10 protein-coding genes are annotated in these 15,757 nt (G+C 40.8%); 3 read left to right on the forward strand and 7 right to left on the reverse strand.

The window, feature by feature from the left end; genetic code table 11:
* Positions 1–77: 77 nt before the first annotated feature.
* Positions 78–1,376 (reverse strand): hypothetical protein, encoded by a 1,299-nt coding sequence (locus AC25JC_RS04835; RefSeq protein ID WP_486923559.1) that lies wholly within the window; start codon positions 1,374–1,376, stop codon positions 78–80.
* 193 nt (positions 1,377–1,569) lie between these two features.
* Positions 1,570–5,259, reverse strand: a complete 3,690-nt coding sequence (gene metH / locus AC25JC_RS04840) for a methionine synthase (protein WP_486923560.1) — start codon at positions 5,257–5,259, stop codon at positions 1,570–1,572.
* A 479-nt stretch (positions 5,260–5,738) separates the two neighbouring features.
* On the opposite strand from metH, the gene AC25JC_RS04845 reads away from it, so the two are divergent.
* Positions 5,739–7,358, forward strand: a complete 1,620-nt coding sequence (locus tag AC25JC_RS04845) for an inorganic phosphate transporter (RefSeq protein ID WP_180024086.1) — start codon at positions 5,739–5,741, stop codon at positions 7,356–7,358.
* Between the two features lie 163 nt (positions 7,359–7,521).
* On the opposite strand, the gene AC25JC_RS04850 is transcribed toward AC25JC_RS04845, so the two are convergent.
* From AC25JC_RS04850 to AC25JC_RS04860, 3 genes are all read right to left on the reverse strand, one after another.
* Entirely contained in the window at positions 7,522–9,072 is a 1,551-nt protein-coding gene (locus tag AC25JC_RS04850) for a hypothetical protein (protein WP_486923561.1), read from the reverse strand.
* Between the two features lie 219 nt (positions 9,073–9,291).
* Positions 9,292–9,471 carry a hypothetical protein gene (locus AC25JC_RS04855; protein ID WP_078193028.1) on the reverse strand — a complete coding sequence of 60 codons (180 nt, stop codon included), beginning with the start codon at positions 9,469–9,471 and terminating at the stop codon, positions 9,292–9,294.
* Between the two features lie 245 nt (positions 9,472–9,716).
* Entirely contained in the window at positions 9,717–10,334 is a 618-nt protein-coding gene (locus tag AC25JC_RS04860) for a rhomboid family intramembrane serine protease (protein WP_111884441.1), read from the reverse strand.
* 158 nt (positions 10,335–10,492) lie between these two features.
* Between AC25JC_RS04860 and nfuA the strand changes: the two genes are divergently transcribed.
* Complete coding sequence (gene nfuA, locus AC25JC_RS04865) at positions 10,493–11,131, forward strand: Fe-S biogenesis protein NfuA (RefSeq protein WP_078189947.1); 639 nt, start codon at positions 10,493–10,495, stop codon at positions 11,129–11,131.
* Positions 11,132–11,361: 230 nt separating this feature from the next.
* Positions 11,362–13,557 carry a TonB-dependent siderophore receptor gene (locus AC25JC_RS04870; RefSeq protein WP_486923562.1) on the forward strand — a complete coding sequence of 732 codons (2,196 nt, stop codon included), beginning with the start codon at positions 11,362–11,364 and terminating at the stop codon, positions 13,555–13,557.
* A gap of 37 nt (positions 13,558–13,594) precedes the next feature.
* Here AC25JC_RS04870 and AC25JC_RS04875 read toward each other — a convergent pair whose 3' ends face one another.
* Entirely contained in the window at positions 13,595–14,602 is a 1,008-nt protein-coding gene (locus AC25JC_RS04875) for a hypothetical protein (RefSeq protein WP_486923563.1), read from the reverse strand.
* A 46-nt stretch (positions 14,603–14,648) separates the two neighbouring features.
* Entirely contained in the window at positions 14,649–15,689 is a 1,041-nt protein-coding gene (locus tag AC25JC_RS04880) for an alpha/beta fold hydrolase (protein WP_078189942.1), read from the reverse strand.
* Positions 15,690–15,757 lie beyond the last annotated feature (68 nt).

The raw sequence follows: 15,757 nt of genomic DNA on the forward strand, positions 1-15,757 counted from the left end.
TATGGAGTCGCATAGTTCCTCCCTTTTTAAAGGGCGGCTATGAGGGATTACATACGAAAATTATAGAGAAAATAGCTTTAATAGCCCATTAATTCAAAATGTCTAAAAAACAGTCTGTTTCTCGCTTCAGGTATAAAATTGAATATTGTTTCTAAATTATAAATTTTGATAATTTTTTCGGCTAAATCAATTTGATGAAGGAAAAATAGGCTTTTTACTAACTCTTCTAAGAATATAACTTTTGACAAAATATTACTTAGAGAGTCTCTAATGTTCTTATATTTAGCTTGTTTTTGAAAAAGCTCATATGAAGAAATATAGTTCTCACTGTACTTATGTTTATCTATAGATAAGTAATATAAAGATTGTAAATCCGAAACATAATTGTCTGATAAGTCTTTTTCTAAAATTGTCATTCCTTTCTTATGCAATGAACCACATCGGAAAAAATCATCTATAAAATTTGAATCTTTTTCATCCTTATCTACAGTTGTTTCTTTATGACTATAAACTTCTTTAAAGTCAGGAGAAAAATAAGTTATCCAGATGTCACATAGTTCTAAAATTTGGACATCATTCAAAAAAGCAAGAGGTTTTTTGATTCCGATTTTATGACTTAATTCATAATGATCTTTAATAAGCTTTATGGCTTTAGTTAGTTCATTATTAGAAATTTTATAACATTTTGTCAGTTCTTCTTTAATGGCTTTGAAGGAGTTATCACTCCATTGTTCGTATGGCGGAAGATGTGTAGTTAACTCAAATATTTGTTGGCGTGATAGGTTTTTTGTGAATGTCCCAAGTTTGTATTCATCTATCAACGAATCAATCAAATAAATTAAATCATCTAGATTATCTTCTAAATCTTTGAATCTTGTATTGAGAATATAACAGTTGATAACACCTTGTTCGACTAAATGTGTCTGATCATCATTGCTTCTAGGATATCTAAAAGTTTGTCCTGTAGGATCAATACTTGCTATATCACATATTGTTTCATTAATTCGATCAATTAACTCTCTAAAACGGGTATCAAGCAAATTTGCATTTATTTTGAAATATGACCAAATATTCCCAATATCATGTGAAGTAATCAAATTAAAACAGGGTAAATCAATCTTTTTGATGTGAGCTAATAATCTAATTTCTTCAATAGCACCTTTAAGTCTAAGCTCAATAGAATGGCGCATATTAAAACAGATTGGATAAATCAAATGATCAATTTGTTCACCTTTGGAATTTAAAATGTAATTTAAAAGAAGATTAGCCGCTTTAGAATAGCCTTTTGAATATTCTATATAATTAGGTTGTCCATTATCCCCAACACATGCATTAGCCCATGTTGGCCCACTTCCAGTGAATGTTTTGTTGTCCATAAGTGTTTATTACAAAGTTTTTAGAATTTTAATGCAATATTATTGCATAAATCCCTCTTAACCTCCCTTTAAAAAAGGGAGGAGTTGTCACGTAATTCATGTAATCAAATGACAAAGTCCCCCTTTGAAAAAGGGGGATTTAGGGGGATTAAAAAATAAAAGCCCTCACAGCGAGGGCTTTTATTAATGCAAATTATTGAACTGAATCATCCAAATTCGGTGCTAACCAACGCTTCGCTTCATCCAAAGTCCAACCTTTACGCTTTGCATAATCCTCAAGCTGATCGCCTGCGATTTTACCCACGTTAAAGTATTGGCTTTCAGGGTTTGCATAGTAGAAACCGCTGACAGATGAAGGCGGCCACATTGCAAAACTAGAAGTCAATTGCGTACCAATCTTGTCGGTAGAACCTAACCAGTCAAACAATGGCGCTTTTTCAGAATGCTCAGGACAAGCAGGGTAGCCCGGTGCAGGACGGATGCCCACATAGTTCTCTTTAATCAATTCTTCATTACTTAAGGTTTCAGACGCTTGGTTACCCCAGAACTCTTTACGGATGCGCTCATGCAAATGCTCCGCAAACGCTTCCGCAAAACGGTCACCTAAAGATTGTGCAAGAATTGCAGAGTAGTCATCGCCTTTAGCTTTGTACTCATTGGCCATTTCTTCTGCACCAAAGATCGATACAGTGAAACCGCCCAAGTAGTCTTCTGCGACACCTTTAGGCGCAATAAAGTCCGCTAATGACAAGTTTGGTTTACCTGTCACTTTATCAGACTGTTGACGAATGTGATGGAAGGTATGCGTAACCGATTGACCATCTTCGCTATACACTTCAACCGAATCCGCTGCTGAACGGTTTGCAGGGTAAATACCAAACACAGCACGAGCATCAAAACGTTTGTTGTCGATGATGTCTTTTAGCATGGTCTGTGCTTGTTCATACAAGTCAGTTGCTGCTTCACCTACAACTTGATCAGTTAAGATAGCAGGGAATTTACCTGCCAAACTCCAAGAAATGAAGAACGGTGTCCAGTCAAAGTATTCAACTAATGTTTCCAATGGATAATTGGTCAGCGTTTGCGTACCAATAAAGTTTGGCTTCACAGGAGCATTGGCTGCAAAGTCAATTTTTAAACCATTTTCAACCGATTCAGCATACGTCAGTTTCGCTGCTTTCGGCTGTTTGTTAGCAATACGCTCACGGACTTTTTCATATTCAGCACGGGTTTCTGCTACAAACTTTGGCTTCATTTCCTTAGAAAGTAAAGTTGTTGCTACACCCACCGCACGAGATGCATCGGCAACATAAATGACTGCATCGTTTGAATATTGTGGATCAATTTTCACTGCCGTATGCGCTTTAGAAGTGGTTGCACCGCCAATCATCAATGGAATATTAAAGCCTTTGCGCTGCATTTCTTTCGCAACAAAAACCATTTCATCCAAAGACGGAGTGATTAGCCCAGATAGACCAATAATGTCGACTTTCTCATCAATGGCAGTTTGCAGAATCTTCTCGCAAGGTACCATCACGCCAAGGTCGATAATGTCATAGCCGTTACAGCCCAACACCACGCCTACGATATTTTTACCGATGTCATGCACATCGCCCTTCACAGTTGCCATCAGGACTTTACCCTTAGATTGGCCAGCTGTTTTTTCCGCTTCAATGAATGGGTTGAGCCAAGCTACAGCCTGTTTCATGACACGTGCAGATTTCACGACTTGCGGCAGGAACATTTTGCCTGAACCGAACAAATCACCTACCACATTCATGCCGTCCATCAGCGGACCTTCAATTACATCTAAAGGACGTTTAGCTTTCAGACGTGCTTCTTCAGTATCTTCATCAATGAATGTGGTGATGCCTTTAACCAAAGCGTGTTCCAGACGCTTTTCAACTGGAAGTTCACGCCATTCCAAGTTTTCCACTTGTTTTTGCGCAGCGCCTTGACCACGGTATTTTTCAGCAACTTCAAGCAGCTTTTCTGTAGCTTCTTGATGGCTTTCACCTTGGTTTTGGTTCAAGATCACATCTTCAACCGCAGCTTTCAGTTCAGCATCAATATCATCATAAATCGCCATTTGACCTGCGTTGACGATACCCATAGTCATGCCTTGCTGAATGGCATGGTATAAGAACACTGAGTGAATCGCTTCACGTACAGGCTCGTTACCGCGGAAAGAGAACGATACGTTAGACACACCGCCTGAAATCATCGCATGTGGTAAGTTTTGCTTGATCCAACCTGTCGCTTCAATGAAGTCCACAGCATAGTTGTTGTGTTCTTCGATACCTGTTGCCACTGCAAACACGTTCGGGTCAAAAATGATGTCTTCAGCAGGGAAGCCAACTTCATTCACTAACACGTCATAAGAGCGCTTACAGATTTCTTTTTTACGTGCAGCAGTGTCGGCCTGACCATTTTCGTCAAAGGCCATCACAATTACGGCAGCGCCATACTGACGGCACAAACGCGCTTTTGCAACGAACTCGTCATAGCCTTCTTTTAAGGAAATCGAGTTAACAACCGCTTTACCTTGTACACATTTTAAGCCCGCTTCAATGATTTCCCATTTAGATGAGTCAATCATGATCGGCACACGTGAAATTTCAGGTTCAGAGGCTACAAGATTCAGGAAGTGCACCATTGCGCCTTCTGAATCCAGCATGCCTTCATCCATGTTGATGTCGATAATCTGAGCACCGGCTTCAACTTGCTGCTGTGCAACTTCTAAAGCTTCGGCAAAGTTTTCTTCACGGATTAAACGTAGGAATTTTTTAGAACCTGTCACGTTGGTACGTTCACCGACGTTTACAAACAGCGAATCTTCTGTAATGTTGAACGGCTCTAAACCGCTTAAACGGCAAGCGGGTTTGGTTTCTGGCACTTGGCGCGGCGCAATGTCTTTTACGGCATTGGCAATAGCGCGGATATGATCCGGCGTTGTACCGCAGCAACCGCCCGTGATGTTAATCAGGCCGCTTTCTGCAAATTCTTTAATAAATGCAGCTGTTTCTTCAGGGGTTTCATCATAACCGCCGAAGGCATTTGGTAAGCCAGCGTTCGGATGGGCTGAAACAAAAGTATCAGCAACGTCAGCAATGGTTTTTACATGCGGACGCATGGCATCTGCACCTAGGGCACAGTTAAAGCCAATCGACAATAAGTCACCATGACGCACAGAGTTCCAGAACGCTTCAGCAGTTTGGCCAGTTAAAGTTCGGCCAGAGGCATCGGTAATCGTGCCTGAAATCATCAATGGCAATTCGTAGCCAATTTGGTTGAAGACTTCTTTCACTGCAAAAATGGCAGCTTTACAGTTCAAAGTATCAAATACTGTTTCAATTAAAAGAATGTCTGCACCGCCTTCAATCAGGGCATGCGCAGCTTCAATATAGTTTTCTTTTAACTCATCAAAAGTAATGTTACGAAATGCTGGGTCATTTACATTTGGCGAGATCGAGCAAGTACGTGAAGTCGGGCCAAGCACACCTGCTACAAAACGCGGTTTTTCAGGCGTTGAGTATTTTTCACAAGCGGCTTTGGCAATACGCGCTGCTTCACGGTTGATCTCTGATACCAAATCTTCCATGTGGTAGTCAGACATTGAAACTTTAGTGCCGTTAAAGCTGTTGGTTTCAATAATGTCTGCACCAGCATCGAGATAGGCTTCATGAATGCCTTGAATAATTTGCGGTTGAGTCAACACCAATAGGTCATTATTGCCTTTGAGGTCAGATGCCCAATCTGCAAAACGCTCACCACGGTAGTCAGCTTCTTCGAGTTTATGACGCTGAATCATGGTGCCCATTGCACCGTCGATAATCAGAATCCGTTGAGCGAGCAGCTCTTTTAGGGTGGCAAGCGTAGACATAAATAACCCCAATCCGATGGAATATAAAATCGGCAAATATATTAACAGAATTCATTGCAGTTTTATTGATATTCAATCATCTTCACAGTGCGCAATTATTAGCTTGTTGAATTAATGAGCAATATTGCAACTTGCTTATTTCATATTCCAATTTCATATAAATGTATGGAAAGCTTCATGAATTTGTCATATTGCTCAGGCAAGATTAAAAAACATCCAGCAGGGCTATGCAATATGACAAAAAAACATGACAGATGAAATATAAGCTGAAACATTGGGTTTCAAAGAAAATAAAGTTTAAATATGCAGATTAAATAACTGATTTACTTTATGAAAGTAGAGTGTGGAAGTCGGTTTTTAACACTTAAAAAAAACAAATAAAGCATGAAAAATTGCTTTATATGACACCGCTTTGTCATATAATTGTCATAATTAAATTGAACAATATGGGGATTTTAAAATCCTTTATTCCTGCCTGCATGAATTCTAAACAAACTCCCGTAGATTCAGCGCACACGTCGACTCCTCAAAAGTCCACGAATGTTCATGTGCCTACACCGAAATTCTTTATGCCGGTATTTTTGACGGTGATTATTTCAACGTTGATTTATATTGGTTTTCAGGTGACTGCCGATTTAGCGCATGTTCCGCCTTTAAGTCTTTATTCAATGATTTTATTGGGCACAGCCTTATTCATCGCACTTGGCTTTGAATTTGTAAATGGTTTCCATGACACTGCAAATGCAGTAGCAACAGTGATTTATACCAACGCCTTGTCAGCACCGGTTGCGGTAATGTGGGCAGGTTTCTGTAACTTTCTGGGTGTAATGGTTGCCAGTGGTGCAGTCGCTTACGGCATTATTGCCTTATTACCTGTTGAATTGATTATGAATGTCGGTTCAGGTGCTGGCTTTGCCATGGTTTTCGCTATGTTGATCGCAGCGATTTTGTGGAATTTAGGAACTTGGTTCTTAGGCATCCCTGCGTCTAGTTCGCATACTTTGATTGGTTCTATTCTTGGCGTTGGCATCATGAACTACCTGTTAAATGCAGGCGGTGGTGCGAGCGGTGTAGATATGGAGCAGGTGCTTAAAGTCGGTAAGGCGTTATTGTTCTCGCCACTGATTGGTTTTGCATTTGCAGCTCTCGTTTTCTTGTTGGTGAAGCGTATTTTCCGCAAACAGCTTGAACTGTTTCAGCCACCAGAAGGCAATAAGCCACCACCACCACTGATTCGTGCAATTTTGATCTTTACCTGTACAGGTGTAAGTTTTGCGCACGGTTCAAATGATGGTCAAAAAGGTATGGGTCTGATCATGCTGATTTTGATCGGATGTGTGCCATTGGCTTATTCATTGAATAAGAACTTAGATAATCAACATATTCAATCTTTCCATCAGTTATCTGCTCAAACTGCGACTGCGATCTACGCAGAGCATAAGGATATTCCTGATGCACAAGCGCGTGATGTACTCACCAAATACATTCAAACCAAAGAAGTCAGCCCAGAAGTTGTGCCAGCTTTAGCAAGTTTGACCGATCATTTAGGTGAGCGTGTTGCACAGTATGGCGACTTAAAAGATATTCCTGAACAAGAAGTATCTTCGATTCGTAATGACATGTACTTAAGTACTACTGCTTTTAAACGTCTAGATAAAGCTGACCAACTACCAGCAATGGCAGAAGCTGAACAAAAGACTGTGAAGGAATATCGTAGTCACTTAGACTCGTTCTTACAGTACATTCCAACATGGGTGAAAGTCGCTGTTGCATTGGCACTGGGTCTTGGAACCATGGTGGGTTGGAAACGTATTGTCGTCACTGTAGGTGAGCGTATTGGTAAAAACCACATGACCTATGGTCAAGGTATGTCTGCCGAGCTTGTTGCTATGTCAACAATTGCTGCTGCGGATGGTTTTGGTATGCCAGTATCGACCACACACGTATTGAACTCTGCGGTTGCAGGTACTATGGTCGCGAATAAATCAGGTCTGAACTTTGCAACAGTGAAAACCATTCTATCGGCTTGGGTCTTCACTTTACCTGCAACGATCTGTCTATCAGGCTGCTTGTACTGGTTATTCTTGAAAGTGTTCTAAGGAACTCAAATTTTAGGTATAAAAAAACGCTGCTTCGGCAGCGTTTTTTTATGGCTTTATCTCAGACATCACCGATTTGAATGGGATGGCTGAGCTGAAATGGAATAGTCAAACTAACAAGTTGAAGCTTTGCAAAGTTCAACACTTATTTGAACCAATGCTGTTACGCTTTTTTAAACAGTCCCAATACTTTTTTCACGGGCAATTTCTCTTCAGCAAAACCATACAGCGCCGCAAAAGGTAAGGCGGTACGTGCCAAATAAGCTACACGCCATAAGCCACCATGGTTGGCACCATGCATCATGAGTTCTAAAGGATGGTCTAGCGCTGTTTCAGGGTTTGCAACTGAGTGAGGATTTCTCAAGTCATGAATCCATAAAGCCGCCATGAGTGCATTGGTGGTTTCAGGTTGAAAGGATTCAACATCAAATAAACTCGCACCATTAAATGCGGCTTTTAATAATGGATTCTTCGTCACTGAGCGAGTCGTGGTGGATGGCGCAATATTGATACTAACCCGCTGACCATTTTGACGTGCGACAGTTGCGCGCCATTGTTGGATACGTTTTGCGAGTGCGTAGTTTGGACCTTGTTCCACCACCAAACAGTCAGCGATACCATAGGATTTTCCATTGTCTGCTGTGGTGGTTTGCTCATTATTTTGCTTAAAGAAATGCTGACCTGTGACTTTGGCAATGCTTTGCGTCAATAGCTTTTGTGCAGACGCACGGTTTTGGAATTTGGCTTGCGCTGCCGTAACAATCTCTTCTGGAACCGCATAGACATCGGTCGGAGTACACATAAACATCAAGCTGGTGTCGGCTTTTTGTTGACTGACATAAGCCATGATGCTGTCCATCGCCATTGCAACACGAACATGCTTTTCACCATCTAAATAGGCAATTGCAGCCAGATCAAGTTGATGTTCACTTTGTGCAAGCCACTGTGCAATTTCAGGAATGTGTGTCAGTAAATTGGCGCCCAATTTGTGTTTTAGTTTTTGAATGGGAGTGTCTTCATGCACAGCGTCGAGACTTGGTGCATATAAAGTGGCATTACCGGCCTGAACCGTGCTTAAGATTCGATCCCAAACACGTTCATTATTGAGGTCGATTGCCACAATATTGGCTTTCCATTTTGCTAACCACGTCAGAGGGCCAGCTTCGGAGGCAGCACCAAAAAGCACCATAGTCCGATCTGACAAATCGAACCATTCTGGGTGTGCAATGGCTTCACGTAATGCGTCGGCATGACTGGCTTCAATGATGCCAGCATCTTGCCATTTTTGAATCTGAGCCAGTAAAGCCTCACCTTGCAGTTTTTGGCCATGATAGGGCACATACCACTCAGGCGCTGCGTCACTTTCACCTTTTAACTTCACGGTATGCAGCGGATGTGCAGTTAAAGCTACTGCATCTTTGAGCGTATGCTTTTCTTGATCACGATAAAACTCAAAGACGTGATGCGCTTTATTTAAACCTTGCTCAGCAATGTTGATCGCTGCTTCAGATGATTGAATCCCTTGTTCAACCAAGGCTTTAAAATATTCAGGATATTTTTTACGCCAGTTTTTTTCTTGTTTTGCACGTACAGAAGAGTGATGGTCAACTGCAGCTAAGGCTTCAGCGATAATTTCACGACCGGTTTTAGATGTACTCGGCTTTTGGTTTGAAGCCGAAATGGGAAATTGAAGACCTTCAGTTGAACTCGACATGCAAAATATCTCAGCTAATTTTGTCATTAATATACAGATGTATACATTATCTATGCCAAATTAAAAAATAGGGTGGCATAAAGTGCCAGATTTATATGATTTGTCATGTGCTTTTGTGAACTTTCGTAGAATATACAGCTTCAAATTTTATTGCCGGAATTGAAAAAGCCTTCGGTTTGAAGGCTTAAAAGAAGAGGGCATGAAATCAGCAACGGCAAATCAACAACGGCCTTTTTTAGCCTGTCCGGGCGGGCAAAAGTCGCCATGTCGATCTGGGTACTTATAAGGATAGTGATTACGATCTGGGTCGACCACGATACTGCCTTCACGGGTGTGAACGGCACAAGCACTCAACACGCAGGTCAACAGCAAACTTGAGAACATCAGGACTATTTTCATTGGAATTTTCCCTTTTTTATTCTGTGTCATTTCAGTTTAAATCAGGGCAAGGATAGATAGCGTTTCAATCTGCTGTGAAATTGTATAGCTCGATATTCAAAGTGCGGTGTTGTAGATGTGGGAAATTGGCTAAAGAAAAGATCAATGGTCATGAGGTTAAACTCTGCACAATAAAAAAGCCTAAACTGAAACGGTTTAGGCTGTCATATTACAGGTTACATCAGGCTGATTTTTTAAACTTAATGTTAGAAAGGAACGTTTAATAACTGACTTAAGAAATGTGGAATGAGCTTCGGTTCAAGAATAATCGTCATGATTACACCATACGCTGCGCCCCAAAGGTGTGCGCTGTGGTTAATATTGCTGTTGCCACGTTTACCTGACCAGATACTGTAAGCCACATACAGCACGGCAAAAATAATCGCAGGAACAGGAATAAAGAATACAAAAATCAGTTTCCACGGTTCAAACAAGATATACGCAAAGAGTACTGCAGATACCGCCCCAGAAGCCCCTAAACTTGCCCAATGGGTATCATGCTTATGTTTTAAATAACTCGGAATAATCGCAGCGATCAAACCGCCTAAATAAAACAATACAAAGCCCATGTCGAAGAAATATTGGCGATAAAAACTTTCAATCACGCTACCAAAGAAAAATAAGGTAATCATGTTGAACAATAGGTGCGCGCCATCTGCATGAATAAAGCCATGGCTAATAAATCGGTCATACTCGCCACGACTGAGGGCTGGCGGCCAAAATAACAAACGATTCATCACTTTCTGATTTGAAAATGCAATCAGTGAAATCACCACCGTAATCAGGATAATGGTCACGGTGTGGTTAAAGGGTAGGCCCAACATATATGACTATTCTACTTATTAAAATTTATGCTCAATAATGCCATTAAAACGGCTTAAAGCGTGAATTTTCAGAATAATTCCGACAATTTTAGTTGATTTTTTTCTAATGCCCCGCATCTTAAGTTAAAATAGCGACTTCAGCTTGAGGAAATATTGTAATGTCGACTGAGAACAACAGCACAGCAGTTGCTGAAGAAATTCCAAACCTATTGATCACTCCAAATGCCCAAGAGTATTTGAAAGATCTTTTGGATAAACAAAATACACCGGGCATTGGTGTACGTGTTTTTGTGGAAAATCCGGGTACGCCACGTGCTGAATGTTGTATGGCTTACAGTGCACCAGAAGAAGTTGTGCCAACAGACTATAAACAAGACTATCCAGATTTCCCTGCATTTATTGACACACCGTCTATTCCATATCTTTTGGATGCGGTGATTGACTATAACAAAGACCGTTTTGGTGGTCAGTTAACTTTCCGTGCGCCAAACTCAAAAGTGCCACGTGTGGGTCCAGATGCCTCTGTAGAAGAGCGTATCACTTATGTTCTACAGTCAGAAATTAACCCAGGCCTTGCAGGTCATGGTGGTAACTGTGCACTGGTAGAAGTGGTTGAAGATGCAGAACATGGTTTAACTGCAGTGCTTAAATTCGGTGGTGGTTGTCAAGGTTGTTCTTCAATCGATTTAACCTTGAAACAAGGTGTTGAAACAACATTGAAGCAGCATGTACCTGAGTTAATGCGTGTTGTTGACCAAACGGATCACAGTAATACTGAAGGTGCTTATTTCAAATAAGTTCAGTATTTTTATAAAAAGCCGCAACGTTGCGGCTTTTTTATTGTCTAAATCAAAAAAACGAAGATTTTTAAATGATTTCTGAAGTTTTAACATCGAGATGATAAGCGATATCACAAATATAAATGAGAATGATTATTAAAATTAATTGCAATATTATTTGTGTTGGTTACAATGTGCAACACATTATTCTAGATTTCTCCATAAATACGTTTATTTGGAAGCACTCAATGACCAAACAACTATTAAAATCAACGCTTACACTTTCAATACTCTGTGCATTGGTAAGTTTGTCGCATGCAGAAAATGTGCAAACTGAAGCAACAGACGAATCCGTAACGAAGATGGAAACCATTGTTGTTACCGCAGCAGAACAGGTTAAGCAATCATTAGGTGCTTCAAAAATTACGGCAGAAGATTTAGAAAAAATGCCGGTTGTGAATGATATTTCAGAGTATGTGCGCCGTATGCCGGGTGTGAATTTGACTGGTAACAGTGCCACAGGCCAACGTGGTAATAACCGTCAGATTGATATCCGTGGTATGGGGCCTGAAAACACGTTGATCTTAATTGATGGCAAGCCTGTAAATTCGAGAAACTCAGTACGTTATGGCTGGCGCGGTGAGCGTGATACACGTGGCGATTCGAACTGGGTACCTGCAGATGCCATTGAATCGATTGAAGTGCTGCGTGGTCCAGCAGCAGCGCGTTATGGTTCAGGTGCGATGGGTGGTGTGGTCAATATTAAAACCAAGAAAGTGACCAATGAAGTGCATGGCTCTGTGGAAGTTTTTACCAATCAGCCTGAAGACGCTAAAGAGGGTGCAAGTCACCGTGAAAGCTTTAACTTAAGCGGGCCAATTCTCAAAGATGTCCTTTCATATCGTTTATACGGTAGTTATAACAAAACCGATTCAGATGCTGCGGATATTAATGCATTAATGGACAATGGCGCGCGTATGGCGGGTCGAGAAGGCGTTGAAAATAAAGATATCGCAGGGCGCTTGGCTTGGCAGTTGAATGATCAACAAGTCTTGATGTTTGACGCAAGTGTTGGCCGCCAAGGCAACCGTTTTGCAGGCGACAGTCAAAACAGTGTATTTGATCCAGCCGATCCAAACAAAGCACCAATTTTATCCGCTTTAATCGGTGAAGAAACCAATACCATTTATCGTGATAGTTTTGCATTAACCCATGAAGGTACGTGGGGTTGGGGTGACAGTAAAATCATAGCGCAATATGACAAAACCAAAAATAAACGCCTACCTGAAGGAACAGGCGGTAGTACTGAGGGACAGATTAATAATCTCGAGAATAAACAAACGTCACATCTAGAAACCATTCGCTTTAATGCAGAAGCCAATCTGCCGTTCCAATGGTATGTCCCACAAGTATTAACTTTAGGTGCTGAATGGATTGAAGATGACTTTACCGATACGGTTAATACACAAGCTGGCGCAGGCGGTTTTGGTGATATGCTGACTTCAGGTGACCGTTCACACATGGATTCACGGATTGCGTCGGCCTATATTGAAAACAATATGAATTTGGGCGAGAGCACCGATGTTGTTTTGGCACTACGCTATGATAATCATAGTAAATCGGGTGATAGCTGGAGTCCAAGTCTCAATATTACGCAAAAGCTTGGCGACTATTGGACATTAAAAGGTGGTGTGGCTAAGGCGTATAAAGCACCTAATATGTACCAAAATGCAGAAGGTTATCTGTTAAGCACTCGCGGTAATGGCTGTCCGATTGGGCTGAGCCAATGTCTATTACAAGGTAATGGCGATCTCAAACCTGAAACTTCAGTGAATAAAGAATTAGGTGTACAGTTTGAAAAAGACATCGTAAATGCAAGCTTTGCATGGTTCCGTAATGATTATAAAAATAAGATCGTTGCAGGGGATACACGTCTAGAAGAACTGGAAGTAAATGGAACAACATATAATGTACTGCGTTGGATGAATACGCCAGAAGCCTTGGTGGAAGGTGTTGAAGGAAGTATTTCTTTGGACTGGGGTGATATCACGTGGACCAATAACGTCACCTATATGATCAACTCTGAAGATAAACGTACTGGCAATCCACTTTCAGTGATTCCAAATTACACCATAAACTCTATTTTGAACTACAACATCACGGATCGATTAGACAGTAACTTTGTCTATACCCAATATGGTCGTCAAAAACCACGTCAATATGCAGAAACCAGTCTTGAAAGCAAAAATGGCTTGGCGATGGATAGCGTGAAAAGTTATGGCATTGCAGGCATTAACTTTGGTTATAAATTTAATGCGGCTTTAAGTGCTCGTATCGGTGTGAATAATCTATTTGATGAGCAAAAACTGCGTGATAAAACGGTCAACCAAACATATAATGAGCCGGGTCGAGCTTATTATGCAAGTTTGAAATACCAGTTCTAAATATGTCCAAAAGAAAAGCCGCTTAACGCGGCTTTTTTTATGTTGGGATATTTAAAATTTTCAGTGCTTCACTTGAGTAGTAGAATTGTTCTAAATAGAGACGTGAACGCTCACGCAAATAACCCGACTCAATCATTTGTTGAACGATAGGATTGAGTAAGTTTTGAAGTTCATGCTGAATCAGTGCTTCATCAATATTTAAATCACGTAGCAATAAATCAAAAGGGCGTTCTGCATTGCGCACGTACCAAGCGTATACGCCATCATGCACTTGCTGTTTCATATACTCAGACTGTCGCATAAAGTCCCAAATTTCATGACCCATGGCAACTGTTTGCGGCAAGTCCTGAACTTCAACGTAGTTCTTTAATACTGAAACTGGCAGCGCTTTAATTTTATGCCACAAATTGGCTTGAAAATGGTACAGCTTATGATCATCAAAGTGCTGATTTAACACGGTTTCACTCATTTGACTGAGCTTTAAAATATTCTTTTGTAAGTATTTGCTGACTGCATTATCTAAATTGGTATCAGTGACATTTTCCAGTACCGATTTCCCCATTTTCATAAATCTTGAAACACCGGGTACCGATTTTGCAATCAACGAATTATCTAAATAATCTTGTATCGCATGTTGAATCAATTGACTGATCATGGCTGAAAATGCAGGATTGTTGACCATGGTATGAATTAAACGCTGACGATGTCCTTGTTTACTTGCCACATACTGCGCAATTTTATCGATGGTCAATACTGGGATGATTTCGGCAATCGTGGTGCTGTCATTTGCAGGATGAATCAGTGCAAATTTGATATGTTCAGCAATTTGCTCAATCAGAAATTGACTTGCAGGGGTATTTAAAATTTGTTTCTGCAACAAGGCATTGATTTGATCAAAACTCCAAATCTGCTGCAAAGATTGTTTACGAAACCATTGATAAAAATGGGTGAATTCAGTGGCTACGGTATCATTGTGTGAAAAGCTCTGATCTAAAAAGTTCAGTTGAGCGTCAATCAACTGCTCAATCATCGGGTTTTTCTGCATACTTTCCCTGAAGTCCCAGTGATGGGGATCTAAAAATGGCGAATGCTCAGTTTAACTGAATCAGTTTATCTACCAAAGGGTTTTTAAACTTTTGACTTTTCGCGAGGAAAGGCAAGTAATGGTCTGCAACTTGTTGTTCGGCTTCTAAGATTGGCATATGACCGACATTATTTAAAATCACTGGGGTTTCTGCACGTTTCAGTAAAGACTTGAGTTCGCCTGCCACTTCCACATTAAAGATTTTATCTTGTTTGCCCCAAAGGATCAGGGTTGGGGCTTCCACCGTTCGTGTTAATCGAGCAAAAGTTTCAGGGGTGTAGATTCGATTGAGCGTGACGACTTGATCGATCATTTTACTGGTGAAGGGCGCACGCGCAATTAAGATATTTTCCTGCGCTTCTTTAAGCTGTGTCGGAACATTAGGCGGATTCTGCATGAGTTTATGCATAACATCATCTAAATCACCCGGTTTTGAAACGATTAAATTTTTAAGTTTATACGGGTCGCGGGTATAACTGGTATTGGCTTGTTTATAAATGCCCGCGCTGTTGAGTAAAAATAAACTTTGGGTATCAAAAGGATATTGAGAGGCATATACCGTGGCAATGGAACCACCCAGCGAGTGACCTGCAACATTCAGTTTATCTTCAATATCTATTTTAAGGACAAACTGGCGTAGTTGTTCCGTGACATTCGGGACAGAGACATCAAAATCGACAGGGACATGGGTATCGCCATTGGCCGGAAGGTCAGGGATGATCACGTGATAGTTCGGTGTTAAATAATGCGCAACACGGTTCCAATTATCACGTGTGCCGCCTAAACCATGAATCAGCAAAATGGTAGGTTTAGAGCGTTGACCACCTTCGCTATAACTCCAATTCACATTCCCGACTTGAACACTGTGTGTGACTAAACCAGCCGCTTTACGTTCTTGGCTCAAATAATTTTGCACGATAGAGGGTACAGCCAAGTTTTTGCTGATGGGAGACGGATTTGCAGCCAAAGTATGGTTGGCAGTAAACGTCATACAGCAAATTGTTGCTAGCTTGAAAAAGCCAAAAACGCGTGAATGATGTCCTTTCATTGACGTTTACCCCAGTTAAATCGAATCGATATATTTTTTAGATCATTTATATGACTATTATCAGAATG

This window comes from Acinetobacter sp. P37 (assembly GCF_057480965.1).